General features: G+C 44.3%; 20 protein-coding genes. 18 read left to right on the forward strand and 2 right to left on the reverse strand.

All coding sequences use genetic code 11. The features are described 5' to 3' along the window. Positions 1-22: 22 nt before the first annotated feature. Positions 23-895 (reverse strand): UTP--glucose-1-phosphate uridylyltransferase GalU, encoded by an 873-nt coding sequence (galU, locus tag FKN16_RS20200; protein ID WP_005397418.1) that lies wholly within the window; start codon positions 893-895, stop codon positions 23-25. Positions 896-1,053: 158 nt separating this feature from the next. Further along, on the reverse strand, positions 1,054-1,698 hold the full coding sequence (locus FKN16_RS20205) for a LuxR C-terminal-related transcriptional regulator (protein ID WP_005397417.1): 645 nt from the start codon (positions 1,696-1,698) through the stop codon (positions 1,054-1,056). Positions 1,699-1,975: 277 nt separating this feature from the next. Here FKN16_RS20205 and FKN16_RS20210 point away from each other — a divergent pair, with 277 nt between their 5' ends. The 18 genes from FKN16_RS20210 (at position 1,976) to FKN16_RS20295 (ending at position 21,716) form a co-directional block, all read left to right on the forward strand. Beyond that, entirely contained in the window at positions 1,976-2,512 is a 537-nt protein-coding gene (locus FKN16_RS20210) for a single-stranded DNA-binding protein (protein WP_012841367.1), read from the forward strand. A gap of 242 nt (positions 2,513-2,754) precedes the next feature. Further along, positions 2,755-4,764 (forward strand): RNase E specificity factor CsrD, encoded by a 2,010-nt coding sequence (gene csrD / locus FKN16_RS20215; RefSeq protein ID WP_048626836.1) that lies wholly within the window; start codon positions 2,755-2,757, stop codon positions 4,762-4,764. 11 nt (positions 4,765-4,775) lie between these two features. Beyond that, positions 4,776-6,221 carry an MSHA biogenesis protein MshI gene (locus FKN16_RS20220; RefSeq protein ID WP_170903444.1) on the forward strand — a complete coding sequence of 482 codons (1,446 nt, stop codon included), beginning with the start codon at positions 4,776-4,778 and terminating at the stop codon, positions 6,219-6,221. Further along, positions 6,218-6,868, forward strand: a complete 651-nt coding sequence (gspM, locus tag FKN16_RS20225) for a type II secretion system protein GspM (RefSeq protein WP_104974757.1) — start codon at positions 6,218-6,220, stop codon at positions 6,866-6,868. The genes FKN16_RS20220 and gspM overlap by 4 nt, the downstream gene beginning before the upstream one ends. Next, complete coding sequence (locus FKN16_RS20230; protein ID WP_046873588.1) at positions 6,861-7,193, forward strand: hypothetical protein; 333 nt, start codon at positions 6,861-6,863, stop codon at positions 7,191-7,193. Before gspM ends, FKN16_RS20230 begins: the two co-directional genes overlap by 8 nt. 20 nt (positions 7,194-7,213) lie before the next feature. Further along, positions 7,214-8,857, forward strand: coding sequence for a pilus (MSHA type) biogenesis protein MshL (gene mshL / locus FKN16_RS20235; protein ID WP_074191839.1), 1,644 nt, complete (start codon positions 7,214-7,216; stop codon positions 8,855-8,857). A gap of 44 nt (positions 8,858-8,901) precedes the next feature. Next, on the forward strand, positions 8,902-9,747 hold the full coding sequence (locus tag FKN16_RS20240) for an AAA family ATPase (protein ID WP_170903445.1): 846 nt from the start codon (positions 8,902-8,904) through the stop codon (positions 9,745-9,747). Then, a complete protein-coding gene (locus FKN16_RS20245; protein WP_170903446.1) occupies positions 9,744-10,838 on the forward strand; it encodes a tetratricopeptide repeat protein in 1,095 nt (364 codons plus the stop codon). The genes FKN16_RS20240 and FKN16_RS20245 overlap by 4 nt, the downstream gene beginning before the upstream one ends. Next, positions 10,835-12,559 (forward strand): GspE/PulE family protein, encoded by a 1,725-nt coding sequence (locus tag FKN16_RS20250; protein WP_005397401.1) that lies wholly within the window; start codon positions 10,835-10,837, stop codon positions 12,557-12,559. The genes FKN16_RS20245 and FKN16_RS20250 overlap by 4 nt, the downstream gene beginning before the upstream one ends. An 8-nt stretch (positions 12,560-12,567) precedes the next feature. Then, positions 12,568-13,791 (forward strand): type II secretion system F family protein, encoded by a 1,224-nt coding sequence (locus FKN16_RS20255; protein ID WP_047009160.1) that lies wholly within the window; start codon positions 12,568-12,570, stop codon positions 13,789-13,791. A 3-nt stretch (positions 13,792-13,794) separates the two neighbouring features. Beyond that, positions 13,795-14,256, forward strand: coding sequence for an MSHA biogenesis protein MshF (locus FKN16_RS20260; protein WP_170903447.1), 462 nt, complete (start codon positions 13,795-13,797; stop codon positions 14,254-14,256). Positions 14,257-14,547: 291 nt separating this feature from the next. Continuing rightward, positions 14,548-15,024, forward strand: a complete 477-nt coding sequence (locus tag FKN16_RS20265) for a prepilin-type N-terminal cleavage/methylation domain-containing protein (RefSeq protein ID WP_170903448.1) — start codon at positions 14,548-14,550, stop codon at positions 15,022-15,024. Positions 15,025-15,094: 70 nt separating this feature from the next. Next, positions 15,095-15,319: a type II secretion system protein gene (locus FKN16_RS20270; RefSeq protein ID WP_170903449.1), complete on the forward strand. Its 225-nt coding sequence runs from the start codon at positions 15,095-15,097 to the stop codon at positions 15,317-15,319. 109 nt (positions 15,320-15,428) lie between these two features. Next, positions 15,429-15,890, forward strand: a complete 462-nt coding sequence (locus tag FKN16_RS20275; RefSeq protein WP_025501885.1) for a type II secretion system protein — start codon at positions 15,429-15,431, stop codon at positions 15,888-15,890. Further along, complete coding sequence (locus tag FKN16_RS20280; RefSeq protein WP_170903450.1) at positions 15,887-16,450, forward strand: type II secretion system protein; 564 nt, start codon at positions 15,887-15,889, stop codon at positions 16,448-16,450. The genes FKN16_RS20275 and FKN16_RS20280 overlap by 4 nt, the downstream gene beginning before the upstream one ends. Further along, positions 16,450-17,211, forward strand: a complete 762-nt coding sequence (locus FKN16_RS20285; protein ID WP_170903451.1) for a prepilin-type N-terminal cleavage/methylation domain-containing protein — start codon at positions 16,450-16,452, stop codon at positions 17,209-17,211. The genes FKN16_RS20280 and FKN16_RS20285 overlap by 1 nt, the downstream gene beginning before the upstream one ends. Next, positions 17,201-17,629 (forward strand): MSHA biogenesis protein MshP, encoded by a 429-nt coding sequence (locus FKN16_RS20290; protein WP_145473461.1) that lies wholly within the window; start codon positions 17,201-17,203, stop codon positions 17,627-17,629. The genes FKN16_RS20285 and FKN16_RS20290 overlap by 11 nt, the downstream gene beginning before the upstream one ends. 223 nt (positions 17,630-17,852) lie before the next feature. Beyond that, positions 17,853-21,716 carry a DUF6701 domain-containing protein gene (locus FKN16_RS20295; protein ID WP_249370563.1) on the forward strand — a complete coding sequence of 1,288 codons (3,864 nt, stop codon included), beginning with the start codon at positions 17,853-17,855 and terminating at the stop codon, positions 21,714-21,716. Positions 21,717-21,736 lie beyond the last annotated feature (20 nt).

The following is a 21,736-nucleotide window of genomic DNA, read 5'->3' on the forward strand; positions in this document are numbered from 1 at the left end:
AATTTCGTACTACGACGATGCTTTATACCGCTTTTTGTGTTGCGTGTTTACCTAACTCTGAAGCTTTTTCATCTTTTAGATAAAGGTTTTCAAAACAGTAGTTGGTTGCTTCGATGTAACCTTCAACACTACCACAGTCAAAGCGTTTGCCTTTGAATTTGTAAGCCAAGACACAGCCCGCTTTTGCTTGTTTAAGTAGCGCGTCAGTGATTTGAATTTCACCACCTTTACCTGGCTCTGTATTTTCAATCAGTTCGAAAATATCAGGGGTCAGAATGTAGCGACCAATGATCGCAAGGTTGCTTGGTGCCGTGCCTTTCTCAGGTTTTTCTACCATGTCGTCTACGCGGTAGATGTCATCTTTGATCATTTCACCAGAGATAACGCCGTATTTGTGAGTCTCATCTTCTGGGACTTCTTGTACGGCAACGATAGAACAACGGAACTGTTTAAATAGCGCCACCATTTGAGCTAGCACGCCTTCTTCTTCGTTGACACAAAGGTCATCAGCAAGAACGACGGCAAATGGTTCGTCACCCACCAGTTCACGCCCGGTCAGAATCGCGTGGCCTAAGCCTTTCATCTCGCGTTGACGGATGTAAGTGAAGTTTGCAGATTCAATGATTTCACGGATATCTACCAATAGCTCTTCTTTATTGGTACCGCTAATCTGGTGTTCCAGTTCGTAGTTCTTATCGAAGTGGTCCATGATAGAGTGTTTGCCACGACCCGTCACAATACACATGCCGTTCATACCAGCTTGAATTGCTTCTTCAACGCCGTATTCAATAAGCGGTTTATTCACGACTGGCATCATCTCTTTTGGCATAGATTTCGTTGCCGGTAAGAAGCGAGTGCCATAGCCTGCAGCAGGGAACAGACATTTTTTAATCATTGGGGGAATATCCTATCTCGTTATTATCAAGAATCTGCGCATAACTTTAACACGAGAGTCGTCAATGAATCATGAATAAAGTAGGAAAAAGTGTGAGACTCAGTGCGGAAAAAAGATGAGCGACTCGTCATTTTAGTCATAAGAGTCGCGGCATCGCATCATGACATTAAGTTTTGATCTGCCCAAGCGATTGCTTGAACCCGATTCTTCACTGATAGCTTTTTGAATATCTGATACAAGTGCGATTTGATGGTGAATTCACTGACAAATAATTCCTCGGCCATTTGGCTGTTTGAGGCGCCAGCTTGCAAGCAACGCAGTACTTGCAGCTCGCGAATGGTTAGGTCTACCGTAGCTGGGGCAGTATGAGTATTAATGACGTTACGGTAATAGTGTAAAAGTTGACTGGTTACATTACGCGGCAGCCAGTTTTGACCGTTAACAATGCCTTTTAATCCTTCTCCAATTTGCTCTAGCGTATCTTCGGAATAGAACAGCCCCTTTAGTTGACCAAATGAAAGAAGCTCATCCGTGGTCAGCCTTTTAGGGACATTGAACACAACGGTTTCAAAGTTCTTCCATACCAGCGGTAAGTTTTTGATCGATTGAACGAGTGATTTATGTTCACTGAAGTCGATCAGTAGGATTTTATTACGATGCTGTGGCTTAGCTTCCATGAGTGCTTCGGTCGAAATCACCGGGATGCTCATATCAATGTATTTTTCGAGTGCCGCCACCTTTTTTTGCGCATTATCTTCCATACTGATCAGAAATAGCTTTCTTGCGTAAGCCGACTTTCTCACGTGTTCAAATCTCCCAGCGTTCAATAAAGGCCATAAGTTGGCATTAAAGAGAGGTTATAACCATAGCTTTACTGAATAAATGCGTTCGAATTCAAAGCTTCACGAAACGATGTCTGCAACGCGAATCAAAAATGCTACAGGCGTAAGTTGAAATGCGATTTGGGTTCTAGTAGGTGACTCATTAGATCACAATGGTATTAGACTTTAATCAAAACATTAAAGCGTGCTATTCTAATGCGCTAAAATTTTATATATCCAGAGTGAAACGGAGCACATCATGGCCAGCCGTGGAATTAACAAAGTTATTTTGGTGGGGAATCTAGGTAACGACCCTGAAATTCGTTACATGCCGAACGGCGGTGCAGTAGCAAACATTACTATTGCGACTTCTGATTCATGGCGTGATAAAGCGACTGGCGAACAGCGCGAAAAAACGGAATGGCACCGTGTTGTGTTGTTCGGCAAACTTGCGGAAGTAGCAGGTGAGTACTTGCGTAAAGGTTCTCAAGTATACATTGAAGGCCAACTGCAAACTCGTAAATGGCAAGACCAAAGCGGTCAAGATCGCTACTCAACTGAAGTCGTTGTTCAAGGCTTCAACGGCGTGATGCAAATGCTTGGCGGTCGTGGTCAAGGTGGCGGTGCACCAATGGGCGGTCAACAGCAGCAGCAAGGTGGATGGGGTCAGCCTCAACAACCAGCTCAGCAGCAGTACAATGCGCCTCAGCAACAGCAACAACAGCAGGCTCCGCAGCAACCACAGCAGCAGTACAATGAGCCACCAATGGATTTTGACGACGATATCCCGTTCTAAATTCTGCTTATGCTTGAATCGAAAAGGCCGCGAATATCGCGGTCTTTTTTATTGTCACTATCTAATGATCTCAAAGGCTTATCTCAGCAAGGTTAGGCGTAACAATAAAACTTATCAATGAGTGTGATGTTCTTTATGCTCCAGCCTCTCACTATCAGACGAATCCGATTGTTTGATGAACTCTTATCAAGTATAAATATTTCAATAAGGTATATGATGAATAAAAAAGGAATTTGGTATTCATGAGGTATACCCCAACTCTTAAGTTAAGCACACGGCTGGTGGCTTTTGTCACCATGATCGTCATCTGCGCCATGTTTATCTTGTTTGTCGGTGGCACCCTCTCTTTTAAACGTCTTGGGCAGGAATATCTCACCCATTATTTAGAAGGGATCGTAGAGGTGGTCGACAAGGAGATGGAAGATCCTGACGCTGCTTATTCTATGCAGCGCTGGATGCCGAAAATGCTGCAGGCTTCCAATATTGTCGAAATGACATTGTCGACCAACAATGCGGTTGTTTATCGCTTCAAAGATACTTCTCATCAAATGGAAGCGTCAGTCTTGTTTGAGACAGAATACCAACTGACTCACAATCAAGATTACACGATTCATTTTAAAGCGATCCCGCCTTACTTAGGTTACAGCTACTCAATGCAGGCGCTTTGGTCGATCACGCTTGCCGTTATCCTGATCATCTTCTGTTTAATGCGCGGTGTTGCGTGGCTTAAGGAGCAATTAGAAGGCTCTGAAATGCTCGAAGAGCGAGGCAGGATGATCCTTGCTGGTCGGGTAGAGCAGTATGCAAAAGGTGACAAAAAAGAATGGCCTTATACTGCCAGTGAAGCGCTCGATGTATTAATTGAAGAGTTACAAGATGCGCGTCAAGAGCGAAGCCGATTTGATACCTTTATTCGAACTCAAACCTTCCTTGATAAGTTAACAGGTACCGCCAATCGAGTGCTGTTTGATAGCAAACTGGAATCGGCGTTGCTAGAAAGTGGGGCTCGCGGTGCCGTGTTGCTGGTGCGCATTCAAGATTGGAAGTTGGTTGAAGAAGAGCAAGATAAGCAAATTACGGATGAGTTTATTGTTGAAGTTGGGAGTTTATTATCCAACTTAGTTCAGCGATACCCTGATGTTGTGTTTTCTCGTTATTACGATGCTGATTTTGCGTTATTTCTGCCGCATCAAAGTGCCAAAGATGTGGCTAATTTGGCATCACAATGCATTCGCCAGTTAGAAAAATTAATTCCGCCAGAGCCACTCGACCCAGACAACTGGTGCCATATAGGCATCACTACTTATAAAGAGGGTGAGCGACACAGCCAAATCATCGATGAAGCAGAGACAGCTTTGCGTAGTGCGCAACTACAAAATAACAATAATTGGAGTCGCTTCAAAAAATGGAACCACGATGAAGAAGCTCGCGGAAGTGTGAGGTGGAGAACGTTATTTGACACAGCACTTACACCAGAAAATGTGATACTCTACGCACAATCTGTGCACCCAATAAGTGACGCAACGCATAAAAAATCATTATATGAAGAGTTAACATGTCGGATTCGCGATCCTGAGAATGGCATTGTTAAAGCGTCTCGGTTTATTTCTGCGATCAGACAGGTTGGTTATGAAGCGCAAATGGATAAGTCAGTTATTAATAAATTCTTAAGAGAATTTAAGGATAATTTTGATAACTCAAGATCGTATGCGCTCAATTTGAATGTAACGCCTTTTTCTAACCGAGAGTACTTTAAATGGTTTCGTGATGAACTCTTACAGTTGTCACGTGAACAGAGAAAGTGTCTCAGTTTTGAGTTTGTTGAAGCACAATTTGTAAGACACTTAGACTTTATGCGACCAGTCGCTAAAATGCTGGCCGGTTTAGGGTGCCACTTAATGGTTGGGCAGGCTGGACGAACCATCGTCAGCACTCACTATTTAAAAGAAGTGGATATTCGTTACCTTAAACTTCATCGCAGTTTAGTAGCAAAAATCGACCAGCGACATGAGAACCAGCTATTTGTCCGCAGCATGCTAGGTGCGGCGGCAAACAGTAAAACTAAAATCATAGCAGTGGGAATTGAGAATCAAAACGAGCTCAACACGTTAATTGAGCTCGGGGTTTATGGTGGGCAAGGGCGCTACTTTTCTGCAGAGCAGCAGTTTCTTCCTCGTCCACAAGCATTGCCAAGTTCTCAATCAGAATCCCAAGTGAAATTGGGAAGACGAAATCGCTGGCGGAAAAAATAAAGATAATAATCATGGATTTCAAAGCACTACTCGACAAGCTCAAACGATCATCTGGTGGTGGTCGTTCCTGCTTTTTGGTTATTCAGCCAGACGGCGTTTATTTATCATCTTCAATAAAAAGTGGCCGCCCATACCAATTTGATATTTCTGAATCCAATTGGGAGAAAGCCGTAGAGCAAGCATTGAGCGTTGCTGCGAGTGCGTATGATTCTCTAACGGTTGTCCTTTCTCATAACTATTATCAGATGTATCAAATCGACAAACCTGTCATGCCGCGCCAAGAATGGCCAGCAGCATTACCGTTTTTGTTGAAAGAACTGATCTCTGAGCGTGCCATTGACATCATTGCCGATGCGGTAGATCTACCCAATTCAACCAAAGTGCAAGCTTACGTCTTATCACGAAAAATGTTGGATAAGATCGTGTTACTGGCCAGTCGCGCCCAGTTGCCATTAGAAGCTATTCTTCCTGAAGACGACATTTGGGGAGAGACCGCAGGTGAACTAGGTAACTTCCTATTATTACAACGCAGTGTGCGTGGTCACTTCCGTATTAGCGCTTTTGTCGAAAATACTATCGCGTTCCATCGTTCGATTCGCAGTGTGACGCCACCGTTAACGGGGGTTCCGTCTAGCGAGTTACAGATGGATAGCCTCTCGTTAGAACTGCAACGTTCGATTGATTATCTTTCTTCTCAGTTGCGCCATGTGCAGCTGCATCAATTGAAAGTGTGTTGTGATGAGGAGGATGAGAGTGAGCTTGTTCAGTCTCTGAACTACCGTTTAAGCACTAAAGTTTCTCCGTTATTACCACCAGAACATGAGTTATCAGGACACGTTTTAGCAGATGCCGCTGCGGCTTCTAATACTCGACGCGTTAACTTATACCCTGATTACTTAAAGCCGAAAAAAGAGCTCCTGACACTAAGAAATATCGCGTTATCTTGGGGTGTCGCGGCTGCGACCATTCTACTCTCTTACGGCTATGTGACTTGGCAGAGCAGTGGTTTAGAAGATGAAATTGCTATTGTAAAAAGCAAAGGCGATATCATGAAGTCAGAGCTTGAACGCTATCAAGTCAAGCTACGTAAGCATCAACCCGACAATAATAAGCTGGCAGCTAAAGCCCGCTTAGAGCGTGAAGTCAAGGCGAAGCGAGACTCGCTTAAAGCCGTCGGGAAATACGATGACTCGCAGCGCACGGGTTACTCTGGCGTGATGCAATCATTAGCTAAGCTAGGAAACCAAGAAATTTCTTTGTCCGAAATTCGAATCAATAACCATACCTTAGATCTGAAGGGACTGGCGAAAAAGCCGAGCTCAGTACCAAGTTGGGTTAACCAATTTAAAAATGAAATTAGCTTGGTTGGCCGGACATTTGACGACGTCAAAATTGGCCGAAATGATAAGGATATTGTGACGTTTGAACTAAAAACGCGCGAGGATAAAGAGAAATGAACGAATTCTGGCTCTCATTAGAAGAGCGCTTTGGCGAAATGAGCGCGCGTGAAAAAGTGCTTATCGCGCTGTGTGGTTTAGTTGTCGTGATCATGTTGCTTTTTACGCTGGTACTGGAACCCAAGCTTAACGAGATCATCAGTAATGAGAGGCAACTAAGCAATTTAAAGCAAGCCAATCAAAAGATTGAAATCGACACGCTACGTATTCAAGCGCAGCTGAAGAAAGATCCAAACGCTGAGATTGATCGCGCGATATCTAACCTGCTAACAGAAAGTCAGCACCTTTCGATGCAGCTAGCGGAGATCATAGAACACCTTATTACACCTTCGCAAATGGCTGAGCTGCTGGAAAATGTATTAGAGCAGCAAAGTGGCATTCACCTTTTGTCTTTGCAAACTTTGCCATCTGAGCCAATTACGGAAGATAAAGAAGCATCGCAATACTCTGGTTACTACGTGCACCCTGTACGCATGGAGCTGACTGGTGACTACTTTTCTATTGCCAATTATCTAAATAAGTTGGAGAGCCTTCCTGCCAGTTATTATTGGCGCAGCTTTAGTTACAAAGTCGAAGAGTACCCGAAGGCGAAGCTTGTGTTGGAAGTCTACACTCTAGGATCTCGAGAGGAGTTTATTGGTGGTTAAAAAACTCATCATCTCATTACTTGTCATGGCTGCGGCAGGAACCGCTTGGGCGAACCAAGATCCAACGGCACCACTTGGCTGGGAAAAGCCTGCGGTTGAAACGTCAGCGAAACCAAAAGCAAAACAGTACCGACTGCCTACGCTCAACAGTATTGTGTGTAAGCCAAGTACTGCTTGTGTCGCGATTATGGATAACAAGCTTGTTGAAAAAGGCGAGCTATTTAAGGGTTATCGCGTCGCGAGCATTAATAGTGAATTTGTAACTTTAAAGCGTGGTAACCGTCAGTGGGACCTAGAGCTTTTTGGTTTAAACGTAAAAAAATAATAACCAGAGCCTGATCAGATATGCGCAAATTAGTTGTAGGAATAACGATTGCTTCTTTAATGGGATGTTCAATGGGTCATCGTGACCCAGTGGAAGTCAAAGAAGCGCTCAATGAATCTATCAATCAAGCGAACAGCCGCACGTTAGAAGAAATTCCTTCTTCTGTCGAAGCGGACCTGATGCCTAACTTAGACTCGAATGTTGCTTCAGAGCAAGGCACCTCGAAGCGTTTCCGTATTCAAGCGAATGCGGTCGATGCACGAAGCTTTTTTGCCTCGCTAGTCAAAGGCACTGAGTACAGCGTGGCGATTCATCCAGCGGTACAAGGTAATATCACCGTCAACTTGTCAGATGTTACGTTGGATGAAGTCCTGAGCGTTGTACAGAACATGTATGGCTATGATGTGGTGAAGTCTGGCAAAGTTATTCAAATCTACCCTGCAGGTATGCGTACGGTAACCATTCCTGTTGATTACCTCCAGTTCAAACGCTCTGGTCGATCATTGACGAGCATTGTCACGGGCTCAGTGACCTCGGCTGGTACGTCTAATTCTGGCGGTAGCTCAGACAGTTCTGACTCATCAGACTCTGACAATGGAAGTAACAACGGCGATAGCTCGACGACTTCTACGGGCGGTACGCGCATCGAAACCATCACTGAGAGTGACTTCTGGCCGATGCTGCAGCAAGCCGTTGCGAATCTAATTGGTTCAGGCAAAGGACAAAGCGTTGTCGTAACACCTCAAGCAGGAGTGATTACGGTTCGAGCGTTTCCAGATGATATTCGAGAAGTCCGTGAGTTCTTAGGTGTATCGCAGGAGCGCATGCAGCGTCAGGTCATTCTTGAAGCTAAAATTCTAGAAGTGACGTTGAATGATGGCTACCAACAAGGCATCAACTGGTCGAACTTATCGGCGTCAATTGGTAACTCGGGTAGTGTCGTAGTGAACCGTCCAGCGTCGGCATTACCACCGTTGGATGCGATTGGCACGCTATTGGGCGGCCAAACCAACGTGACTATCTCTGATGGCAACTTCAATGCTGTGTTGAGTTTTATGTCTACGCAAGGTGACTTGAACGTTCTTTCGAGCCCTCGTATTACCGCAGCCAACAACCAAAAGTCGGTCATCAAAGTGGGTACCGATGAGTATTTTGTTACCGAGTTATCGAGCAATGCAGGCAACGGTGAAAACTCAAATGCCGTTCCAGAAGTGGAATTGACACCATTCTTCTCAGGTATCTCTCTCGATGTGACTCCGCAAATTGATAACAAAGGCAATGTGTTCCTGCATGTTCACCCTGCGGTTATTGAAGTCTCGGAAGAAGTGAAGAAATTGAACTTGGGCGGTGAGTTCCAAAACATCCAATTGCCATTGGCAAAAAGCTCTATTCGTGAATCTGACTCGGTTATTCGTGCTAAAGATGGCGATGTTGTGGTTATCGGCGGTTTGATGAAACAGCAAAATCGTGAGCTTGTTTCTAAAGTCCCATTCTTAGGCGATGTGCCCGCATTGGGGCATTTGTTCCGCAACGTAAATAACGTGACTGAGAAAACAGAATTGGTCATCTTGCTAAAACCGACCGTAGTTGGTGTGAACTCTTGGCAGAAAGAGCTAGAGCGCTCTCGTGATCTGCTGCAAGAGTGGTTCCCAGATGCGCAATAAGCGCGGGGAAAGGTTCCGTTTTTCAATGAGTTTGTGATTCGAGTATGTACTTGTCACATTTTGGATTTCGAGTTCAGCCTTTTTCGTTAACCCCAAACACAGAAATGTTCTTGGGGTTAGTCCCTCACTATGAGGCGATCCAAACCATTTTAGCCGCTGTGCAAATGGGAGAAGGGGTGATTAAGGTGACGGGAGAAGTCGGCACCGGAAAAACCATGGTGTGTCGTAAGTTAATTGAGCAGATTGAATCTGAAGTCGAGCTGATTTACTTACCCAATCCAGTTTTGAATGGAGAGCAGTTGCAGTTTGCTGTCGCCAGAGAGTTAGGCATCGAAAACGATGACCCGCTACGTATTGTTTCTCTCATTCAAGAACACCTGATTCAAGTGCATTTTGCGGGAAAGAAAACCGTCTTGATTGTCGATGAAGCGCAAGCTCTTTCTCCACAAGCTTTAGAAACATTGCGTCTGTTCGGTAACCTAGAAACGGAACAAGATAAACTCATTCAACTGGTGTTATTCGGACAACCTGAGTTGGATGAGCGGTTAGCCAGTCACGAGCTAAGGCAGTTTCGTCAACGTATTACGTTTAGTTGTCAGCTGCGTCCTCTTTCTATCGATGAAGGCGTGGCTTACATCAATAATCGTTTAGACAAGGCAGGCAATGGAGCGCACATTTTTTCTATTGAGCAGAAAAAAGCGATTTGGCGTTCATCCATGGGGATTCCACGTTTGATCAACCAAATTAGCCACAAGTCGTTGCTTGCGGCATTTAATGATCGTTGCACACTATTAAAAAATCATCACGTTTACGCAGCTATGCACGATACGTTTGATGCCCGTAAACCTAAGTTTAAAACACCCGTATTTTGGGGATGGAGTCAACCTTGAGTGCCATCAATAAAGCATTATCAGAACTCGCTGAAAAAACATCACCGTCAGAGCTTACTCGTGCGGACATTCCCAACGTTTCACGCAGTAAACCTTGGCTTTGGCTCGTTGCTGGTTTCTCGTTAAGCCTTGCGGTGGGCGGCTGGGCGGTCTCTCGCGGTCCTATCCCTTCAGGCGAGCTTTCATCTGCTCAAACAGAAACCATGCCATTGTCGTCAGTGAATGCTTCGTCAATCACATCATCAGAGAGTACTCATTCGCCAACGAGTAAAATGACGCCCGAGACAGCCCATGTGGTTTACACGAAGCCAGTGACACAACCGGCTGCGCAACAGCTTCATATGCCTGAGACTGATAGGTTCACGCCAAGAGCGGAGGTAAATGCGGTCTCTGAAGATGCAGTGCTACTCGCGCAAGTGGCAACGATGCCAAGCGATGAGCAATCTAATCACGTAACCCGCACGACAGCAGAAAACAGTTCAATGCGTATTGAGCAGGTTGAGCTGACGCACCGCCAGTTATCTCTTAAAGCGGTTAGCCGAGCGGAAAAAGCACTGGATGCTAACGATATGCAAACGGCGTTGTCGGCTTATGCTGAGGCGTTACGTTATGAGCCAATGAATGCAGACACGCGTCAAAAATTATCGGCGTTGTACTTTGGCAAAGGCGACACGCGTAAAGCGTATGAGATTATCCAAGAAGGGATCAACCTTGACACGAACAACCAAGTACTTCGTTTGGCCTTGTCTAAATTGTTAGTGAAAGCCAATCAACCTGAAGCGGCGCTGAGTCCGCTTGTGCATTTGCCTCCAATGCCAAGTCGAGATTACTTGGCGATGCGTGCGGCATTGGCACAAAAACACAAGCAGAATGATATTGCGCTTGAGAGTTATCAACTCCTTACTCAGCGTGAGCCGGAAAATGCGCGCTGGTGGCTAGGTTTAGCGATTCAACAAGAGCGCGCTCTGACGTTTACCGCCGCGATCAACTCTTACAACCAAGCTCTGGGTAAAGTTGGCATTTCGAATCAATCGCAAGCGTTTATTCGTGACCGTTTGAGCATCTTGAAACAGCTGGAGAATGCACAATGAAAATTCAGTTGAGAAAACGCTTAGGCGATCTTCTGGTTGAAGAAGGTATCGTCTCTGAAGAGCAAATCCAGCAAGCACTAAACGCACAACGTAGTACCGGGCAGAAGCTGGGTGATGCGTTAATTGATCTCGGCTTTATTACTGAGAAGCAAATGTTGGACTTCTTGTCCCAACAACTTGGTTTGCCATTGATCGATCTTGGTCGCGCCCCTGTGGATGCGGAAGCGGTACAGATTCTACCTGAGGTACACGCACGTCGCTTACGTGCGATGGTCGTTGCTCGAAATGGGGACACGTTGCGCGTTGCTATGAGTGACCCTGCAGATTTGTTCATCCAAGAGTCACTGATGAATTTGCTAGGTGAATACAACCTTGAGTTCATCGTGGCTTCAGAGCGCCAACTTATTTCAAGCTTTGACCGTTATTATCGCCGCACTAAAGAGATCGCTTCTTTCGCGGAACAGTTGCATGAAGAGCATAAAGACGAGCAAAGCTTCGATTACGGTATTGATGGAACCGACAGTGAGGAAGTTACCGTTGTAAAGCTGGTTAATTCCATGTTTGAAGATGCGGTACAAGTCGGGGCATCGGATATTCATATTGAGCCAGACGATCAGATTTTGCGCTTACGTCAGCGTATTGATGGTGTACTGCATGAAACCATCCTGAATGAAGTGAATATCGCATCGGCTTTGGTTCTTCGATTGAAGTTGATGGCGCACCTAGACATCTCTGAGAAGCGCTTGCCGCAAGATGGCCGATTCAATATCAAAGTGCGTGGTCAATCAATCGATATTCGTATGTCGACGCTACCAACGCAATACGGGGAGTCCGTAGTAATGCGTCTGCTTAACCAGTCTGCTGGTTTGCGTCCATTAGAAGAGTCAGGTTTGCCGCCAGATTTGCTTGCTCGTTTACGTCGACAGTTGGCTCGTCCGCACGGCATGATCTTGGTGACGGGGCCTACAGGTTCAGGTAAAACCACCACGCTTTACGGCGCATTAAGTGAGCTCAACGAGCCAGGGAAAAAGATCATTACAGCAGAGGATCCGGTCGAATACCGTCTGCCTCGCATCACTCAGGTACAGGTAAACAGTAAGATCGATCTGACTTTCTCGCGTGTGCTTCGAACCTTCTTGCGTCAAGACCCAGATATCATTCTTGTTGGTGAGATGCGTGACCAAGAGACGGTAGAAATTGGTCTGCGAGCTGCACTAACGGGTCACTTAGTATTGAGCACTCTCCACACCAATGATGCTGTCGACAGTGCATTACGCATGATCGATATGGGCGCACCGGGTTACTTGGTTGCCAGTGCGGTCAGAGCCGTGGTGGCGCAGCGTCTTGTTCGCCGTGTTTGTCCAGATTGCAAAACAGAAGACCATCTAGACGAGTCACGCCAACAGTGGTTAGCTGGGCGTTTTCCAAACCAAGTGGGCACCACTTTTTATAAAGGTGCAGGCTGTCAAAACTGTAACTTGACTGGCTATCGAGGCCGAATCGGTGTGTTTGAAATGCTCGAACTGGAGCAAGAAATGATGGATAAACTGCGCGCCAACGATGCGGTCGGTTTTGCCCAAGCCGCGCGTCGCTCAGAAAACTATAAGCCACTGCTTGCTTCTGCAATGGAACTGGCGCTACAAGGCACCGTCAGTTTGGATGAAGTGATGACCCTAGGTGAGGGTGACGCTTCTGGTAAGACTGATCCCATTTTCATATAGGTAAGTGAATGCCAACTTTTCGTTATCAAGGTCGTACTTTAGACGGCTCATCCACTAACGGCAAAATCGAGGCAGTGAACTCAGAAGCTGCAGCGGAAGCGTTGATGAATAAAGGGATCATCCCGCTCAATGTGCGGTTAGAGAAAGAGTCGGCAAAAAGCCAAGTGAGCTTGTCTAAGCTATTTGTGCCAGCCATTCCATTGGAAGTGATCATTCTTTTCTCTCGCCAGTTGTTTAGCTTAACTAAAGCGGGCGTACCGTTGCTGCGTTCTATGCGTGGCCTGCTGCAAAATTGTGAAAACAAACAGCTCAAAGAGGCACTGGAAGATGTCGTTTCTGAACTGAGTAATGGCCGAGGTTTGTCTTCTGCGATGCAGCAACACAGCAAAGTATTCAGCCCACTGTTCGTTTCTATGATCAATGTAGGTGAGAATACGGGTCGACTCGATCAAGCGCTATTGCAACTGGCAAATTACTACGAGCAGGAACTCGAGACTCGCAAACGTATCAAAGCGGCGATGCGTTATCCGACGTTTGTGATTATCTTTATTACCATCGCCATGTTTATATTGAATATCTTGGTGATCCCTGAGTTTGCTTCCATGTTCACGCGCTTTGGTGTTGAGTTACCACTGCCGACGCGTATTTTGATCGCTACTTCTAATTTCTTTGTTAATTATTGGGTGTTGTTGATTGTGGCAATGATTGGCGCGTTTGCGGTTTTCAGAGCCTGGGTGGCGACGGCTGATGGTCGGGAAAAGTTCGATAAGTTTCGGCTTCGGCTTCCAATTGTGGGCGATATCGTTAATCGCGCGCAGCTTTCCCGTTTTGCCAGAACCTTCTCGTTGATGCTGAAGTCAGGCGTTCCACTTAACCAGTCTTTAGCTTTAGCCGGGGAAGCCCTGGGGAACCGCTTTTTAGAAAATCGAATTCTTGAGATGAAATCCGCGATTGAAGCGGGTAGCACCATCTCAGTGACTGCCATCAACAGTAAAATCTTTACCCCTTTGGTGATTCAGATGATTGCAGTAGGGGAAGAAACAGGTCGTATTGATGAGCTGCTGCTGGAAGTGTCGGATTTTTACGATCGAGAAGTCGATTACGATCTAAAAACACTGACCGCGAGAATAGAACCGCTACTTTTGGTGATTGTCGCAGGCATGGTCATGGTGCTAGCACTGGGTATCTTCCTGCCAATGTGGGGAATGCTAGACATCATCAAAGGCGGCTAATCGGTGGTTGAAAATCAAAGTCGAGCGACGCTAATCGTTTTTGGGGTAATTGCTACCATCATTGCTGTTGGCTTGGCGGTCAAATTACGTCCTGTCACCGAGCAGGCGCAAGTGACCGGAGCGAAGTTGGCGAGAGTTTGGATGCAAGATAGTGTTCAGCGTTATCGTCAAGCTTGGCTCGTAAAAGGCGAGCCAGAACATATGCTGATGGATGGTTTTAACCTTACTATGACTGAGGACGGGTTAGTGTCTCCCTTTACTCAACAAGGTGTTTTAGATTGTGGTTATTGGCTAGCAGTGCATTATCCACAACGTAAAATAATGACCAATAAGTTAATAGATATCAGTGGAGCCATCAAAACTGATCGTTATGTCTGTCACTATACTTATGAAAATGGTCAGTCGATTGTAGTTATTTCAACAGCTAATCAGCTGAAAATAGACGTCGGAATGTCGGCGGAGTGAATTTTTTGACACCTAATCACTATAATTGGTAATGAAAGTCGGTATAATGCAATCATTACCATAAGTAAGACGCTGTAATAGAGGGTAAACAATAATGTGTTTTTCTCATTGCAGCATGAACTGAATAATGGCGAACCGTCATTCTGCTCAAGCGGTAGATACAGTATCCACTTCACGGTCAGTTTTAGTGAACGTTGCTGCCCCAAACCGTTTTGACAATATCCAAAATGGTCGCGTGACCTAAACGAAACTTTGCAGTTGTACTGCATGCTTACATAGAGAGAGTAAACAATGAAAAGACAAGGTGGTTTCACCCTTATCGAATTGGTAGTGGTAATTGTAATCCTAGGTATTCTAGCGGTAACTGCAGCACCACGTTTCCTTAACCTACAAGATGACGCTCGTGATTCAGCACTGGACGGTTTGAAAGGTGCGATGACTGGCGCCGCTGGTATTACTTACGGTAAAGCTGCTATTGAAGGTCAAGAAGCAACTGCAGACGGTGCAATTAGCATTGGTTCTTCAACTTTAAACCTAGAATTTGGTTACCCAGAGGCAACTTCAGCGGCTCTATCTCTAGTGGTAGATGGCCTATCTGAGGATTGGGTTGTTAAGAAAGTTGATACTAGTGCTGACCCTAAATACATTTCATACGGTTTTGACAACTACGACACGAAATGTGTGAAATACAGCCAAGCTAAAGGTAAAGATACTCCAGCAACCGTTGTTGTAACTAGCACTGCTGATGAATGTGGTTCTACGGATTAATATTTTCGTTTCAAAGGCCAGCTAGTCTGGCCTTTATCTCTTTATTTTGATGAATCTCGGAATAGTTCATATGCGTAAATCATCAGGTCTTAGTGCAATAGAGTTTGTGGTTGTGCTGATTATCTTGGGTGTGATCGGTTATGTGGTATTACCAAGATTTATCAGCTTCGAGCCAGAAATTTACGAAGCCAAGTGGGAGCAAACCAAGCAAACCGCTGAGCATGTTTCTGAGACGCTAAGCAACAAAGAAACTTACGATCGAATTGAAGAAGAGATCGATAGATCGAAAAACTAACCTAGAGCAATCTTGTTTGCTACGTAAAAGAAGTGTGATTTTAGTCCAAAATTACCATGCTTTTTTGCTTATAATTTAATCGCTTGTTGTAAGCCGAAGGTTCCTAAGTATGAAGTCGCGCTCAACGATATCAGGTTTTACTCTCATTGAGCTGATCATGGTAATCGTCATCCTTTCAATATTATCGCTTTACGCGTCCAGTCGATTTATGCGCACTGGAATTTCTGCCGCAGCAATTCAAGATCAAGTCATTTCTGTTGTTCGCCAAGTCCAGGTGAATCGCATGCAATCAAATGTCAGTAGTGCGGTAGGAAATAACGATTTTATTCTATCCATAGCAACCAATTGTATCGGTTCAAAAGCCTCTTGCTCATCTCAGTCCAGTAGTCGTAGTGATTGGGTCGAAGACAGCAGTGTTACTTTTTCTCCTGTTCAAGAGGTTAAATTTGATCTTCTAGGAAATCCGACCCCTTCTTCGGTCACTATCTCTATTAGCGAAAACAATAGCTCTCAAACTTGTACGGTCACAATCAATGAACAAGGCTACGTGAGTAAAGGTGGCTGTTCATGACTATGAAAGGCAAAAAAACGCTCAGAGGAATGACGCTAATCGAGATGATAATCGCGATCGTCTTGATGGGAGTCGCAATGGTGATGTTTTCGACAGCCTTGATACCACAAATTAAAGATGCTTCCACCTCTCATTATCAAAGTCGAGCCATCGCTTTAGGGCATAGTATGATGTCGCAAATTTTAGCCCGTAATTTTGACCATTATTATGATGATAACGGTGGCATGCTCCGCTGTGGTGAAAGCGGTGCAGATGCTTGCTCTGCTCTTGGAAGGGATGGAGAGACTTCGCCCTCTGCTTTTAATGATGTTGATGATTATATTGGTTGTTGGTACACCAAAAATACTCAGAACCGTTGCCCCTCAGGTGGCGAAAAATACCAACTCTCAGATGTTGTAGGTAATAGTGCAGACAGTAGTTATATCAATTTTCGCGTAGAGGTTGCGGTAGAAACGACAGAGCTCGAAGGAAGTGTTCCTAAAATGAAGCAAGTGAAACTAGATATATTTGCTGGTTCCGCGTTAGCGATTTCATTGGTTGGTTACAGAGGTAATTATTAATGAGTCAAAGAGGCTTCACTCTCATAGAGCTCGTGCTGACCATTGTTATTGGTAGCATCATCATGCTGGGGATTGCAGGTTATGTTCAAGTTGGGATGAAAGGGTATGTTGATGCGAGTTCAAGACAAAGAATTCAGACCCAAGCTCAATTTGTGCTAGAAAAAATGGCGCGTGAAATTAGACACGCCGTTCCCAATAGTTTTGCAATGACAAACACGGTTGACGAATCCTGCCTGTCGTTTGTCCCAACTTTAAATTCCGGTTATTACTTTCAAGAACCAACCAGCAACGATCTGCTTTTTATCACTGGGGAAAATGTTCCAGGAAATACATTAAAAGCTTCCGAGGAGATACGCTTTGTCATTAACCCTACACGCTATGACGATTTGATATCAGGCGCTGTGAGTAATCACTTAATTAATAGTGACCTTTCTTTAAATGGTAATGATGGCAATGGTAATGCCGACTTTTATCGTTATAGCTTAACGACGCCTTTACCTAGTGACTCGATCGCTCATCGTATTTATCTATATCAGTTAGCAACCAAAGTTGAATACTGCATTGTCAAAGCCGGGGCTCATACTAATCGCTTAACTCGCAATGGCACTGTTGTTGAAAATATCGTGGCAGATGAAAGTCAATTTAACTACACGAATGTGAGTTTACAGACTGGTGGGATTGTTTATCTCAAATTTGCTTTTGAACAAAATGGTGAAGTGAGTACCTACCAACAAGATGTGCAGGTGTTAAATGTCCCATAAACAGAAAAACAGTGGAAATGTACTCATTGTATGCTTGTTCGTGATTATTATGATGGGATATCTAGGTGCAACGCTCACAAAGACTAACTGGTCTAATCAAAACTCAATGACTCGTGAGTTTTTAGGGACACAAGCATGGTTTTACGCTCAATCTTCAACAGAGTGGGCACTCACTGAAATATACCCACTTAACAATGAAAACCCAGATGTGGGAAGTAATTGCAGTAATAAAGTCAATGGTAAAGCGCCAAGCTCAGAGAGCATTGATTACGGAAGCTGCCGATTAGTTTCGCTTGTGTGTGACGGGGGAGATAAAAAGTTAGATAGCCAAACATTTTATCGTATCGAAGCTGCAGTCCAGTGTGGTTCTGGATTGAGCTTAGTTGAACGCAGACAAGAGATTTGGATTAAGGATTAAAATAATGAAAAGAAAAATAATTGCTGCTTTATTTTTTTGTTTGTTTTCTCTCAAGAGCTTTTCTGCTGAAACTTTTGATATGGCACCATATTGGTCAATTAGTAAGGGAGCGATGAAATCGAGAGGGAACCTGTGTGGTGGTTATTATCATAGTTACAATGATTATGTTTGCCCGAACGGGTTATACCTACATAAATGGCAGTCAATTTCTTCCGATCGGCCAATGAATATTCTAGTTTATGGTGATGTTGAATTTAAAGGAAAAAATGTAATTGGCAGCTCTATTCGCCCTATTAATATTCTTGCTAAAACCAGTAATGTGAAAGGCCGAAATCAAGTTCAACTCTTCGGCAATATTGAAGCCCATGGAAGTGTTGAACTAAAAAATAATATCGACATAAATGGTTTCATCTATTCGTCTCACGGTAATGTGTATCTTGAAAGTGCAGAAGTGGCAGGAAATGTTACAAGTCTTACGGATGGCATAGAGATTAAAGGTACAGGGAATGTTATTGAAAGTGATATTTGGGGGGCGAGGGATATCGTACTCTCCAAAGTTACTGTCAAAGGTGACGTTACCAGTGCTGGAGGGCAAATAAAAACGGAGAGGAATAACAACACCATTGACGGTGATGTGGTAGCTCATGGCGATGTTATATTGAAGCAGACTGTAGTTCGTGGGGATGTAAAAAGTAAAGGTGGTTCCGTAAAAACAGAAAACTCGAATAATCAAATTTACGGTGACATCGAAGCATCACACGAAGTGGTGTTGAAAGGAACGACAGTTGTTGGAGACATCCAAAGCCTCGGTGAAGAAATAAAGCTTGAAGAGGCGGGGGACGGTAACTCCGTTTACGGAAATTTGACAGCTTTACACAAAGTTGAAATTAAAAAATCCCTAGTATGTGGTCAAGTTACCTCCATAGGTTCAGAAGTTAAACTCGAGAACTCCAAAGAAAATAAAAATAGGGGCATTTACGCCTACAAAAACGCTATCCAAGCAAGTCATAAGGCAACAGTAAAGAACTCAAGTGTGTGTGGTTCTGTTGTTGGTCATTCATATGACTTTGATAATGAAAAAATCTACTGCGGCGTGAATGATCCAAGCTGTACTCCATCCGATACAGATGGCACTTGTCCTATCGATGTTATTCAGTCTGTTTGTCCCGATATGACCCCAGAGCCAACACAATGTAATTTACTTCCAATGGAAGACTTCAACGCTAATGATATTAGTAACTGGTCTGTTATTGGCTTTGGGCAAAGCATCAAACCTAAACCGTCTGGTGGTCGATTCGTTTTAAACTCGTCTCAAAGAAATCAAGCAACTGCATCGGCATACAACTATCTATTCCCTTCGAAAGATAACTACCTTGAAGTGGAATTTGACCATTATGCACACTCCGGCTCTGGGGCTGATGGTGTAGCATTGGTTTTATCTGACGCAAATGTTCCGCCACAAACTGGGGCATTTGGTGGTCCACTTGGCTATGGCGTGAAACCTAACATACAAGGCTTTGCTGGTGGTTGGCTTGGGTTTGGTATCGATGAATACGGCAACTACTCAAGAGAAGGTAGTTTTGAGGATAGTAATTACCGACCAGGGTTTAAGCCAAATACAGTCGCGATTCGTGGCTCTGGGATTAAGAATGACTCAGGGCATTGGATGGGAGGCTATCGCTATATCAAAGGTAATCACAATGTTGGTGACTTAGATGGACGTAGCAATCAAAACCATAGATATAAAGTTATCATTGATTCTAAACAACAAGGTAAAGTCTACATTACGATTCAGCGTAAGATCGGTAGCGCGAATTCTTGGACAACATTGATCTCGAAATTTGATGTCATGAGAGGTTTTGGGCAAACCACTCCTCCAGAAAACTTCCGTGTGTCAATTACCGCCTCGACCGGTGACATTACCAATATACACGAAATGGATAACTTCCAAGTTTGTGCTGATAAGTATCAAAAAATAACGGAAGGCATTCACCACTTCGAGTTTGACTATGCTGGAACTGGCAGTATTTGTCAGGCATCGGAAGTAACGCTTCGAGCGTGTATGAATGACTCTTGCTCGAAAACATATCCAGCATCAGTGTTGTCTAGTAATCCTGGGGCGAGTATTGAGCCCGTCACGGTATCGTTGTTGCCTCAATCTTCCTCTTTGGTTAAGTGGGAGGAAGGAGATAGTGCCACATTCTCTGACTCTATTTCGTTAAAATTGCAGGCTTATCAATCTGGCTCTGCAAAACTTGGCATTGCGAGTAGTTCAGTTCCACAGTTCGGATTTGAAGGCGCTAAGTGTCGTATCGCTGGTGGTCCGCTATCTGAGCAAAACTGTAATATCTTGTTTAACTCTGCCGCGTTGGGCGTAAATATTCCAGATAAGGTAGCGGGCAAACCATTTTTTACTGATGGAACCCCTTTATATGGAATTGAAAATAGACCTTACCTTGAGTTTTGTAGTGCACCTAGTCAGCAAGATGGAGTTGGTCAACATCGCAATGTGATTCTTTCAGTAGAACGTGTTGAACCTGAGAAAAATGCAGTGCAAGTTGAAACATACGTTTCTTTTCTAAAGGAAGATGGCAAGTTTAGTGAAGAGGTTGCTATCGACAACACAGAGAGTATGGAAATTGACGATGTTTACTTTGACAGCGAAGGCAAGGCTTACTTTAACTTGAGATACCCCGAAGCAGGTAAAGTTGCGCTGAAGGCGAAAATCAAAGGTGAGAAGGATTCATTAGGTCAAAATAGCTTTGTTAGTTTTCCTGCTTATCTTCAGTTGACGGTTGATGGTGGTCTTTGTGGGGCATCCGATTCATGTGATAAGAGTTTTGTTGCCGCTGGAGAGCCGTTTACGATGAAAGTAACTGCCTACCAATTTGGTGGTAATAAGAAGCCAGCACAAAACTATCAGCAATCAGGTTTAACGATTAGTCATAAAGTATCTTACCCGCAGTTTGATAGTGCGATTCCTGGCACTTTAGGGACGACCACATACGATCATATCAATCTAACTAATGGTACGGGGTCAGTGACGCAAACTGTATCCGAAGTTGGTGCTTTTGATTTTAAGATTACACCACCTGAAACGTATCTCGGCAGTAAAGCTTTCACCATTACGCCAGCAGAAGAAAATATTGGTCGTTTCTACCCTAAGTATTTCCGAGTTGATGACGCGAAAGGAAATCAATGGGCTTACCCACATAAAGAAAACTTTGCTTATATGGGACAAGGCTTTGGCGTCGAGGAGTTTTATGTTGAGGCATTAAATGCGGATAAAGGCGCTTTAACAAACTACGCCTTCTTCTCTAGTGGCTTACAAGCAAAGTTTGGTTTGAAAGATACTAGCTCTTATCAATCTCGTTTTATTTTGAATAAAACCTATACGGGAACTTGGGTGAATAATGGTGCTGCTTATGTCACTTCAAGAAGTCTAGGTAAGTTTACTGGTTCAACGACGGATGGGTTAGAGCTATTAAAAGGTTCTGGCTCAAGTTACCCAGATGGTCCGCTCAACTTTAACGAGAACGCGAAAGATACGGCGATATCAATCAAACCTGCGGATGATAATAAGGATCCAGTATCTATCGATGGTAGTGAGGGGTTATTGCCTACTCAACCTGACATCCGCTTTGGTCGTATAGACCTAGATGATGTTGGTGGCAACCAGGGTTCGACGTTGAGAGTGCCACTCCGAGTTGAATACTGGAATGGTAGCCGCTTTATCGCCAACCCTGATGACAACCAAACCGATGTGAAAGGTGTCACTGCCGCTGAAACGCATATCTGGCCAACAGGTACTGATGCTGATCCTAAAGCGGTTACATTAGGAGCTGGTGGTGAAGTGTCTTCTGGTTCTTCTCGTTCTGTAACTGCAACTCAAGCTGAACCATACCGTCAGCAAACACGCGTTTGGTTAGATCTTGATGATTCAAAAAATGGCTTACCTTGGCTCAAGTACAACTGGGATAATAAGAAAGCTGGTGAAGAAAACCCATCCACCGTCGTCACCTTCGGTATTCATCGTGGTAACGATCGCGTGATTTACCGTGGTGAGCCAGGGTTAACCGGACAGTAACAACTTAGGTTTTTGCCCTT

The organism is Vibrio sp. 11-4(1), from assembly GCF_013048625.1.
Taxonomy (GTDB): domain Bacteria; phylum Pseudomonadota; class Gammaproteobacteria; order Enterobacterales; family Vibrionaceae; genus Vibrio; species Vibrio diabolicus.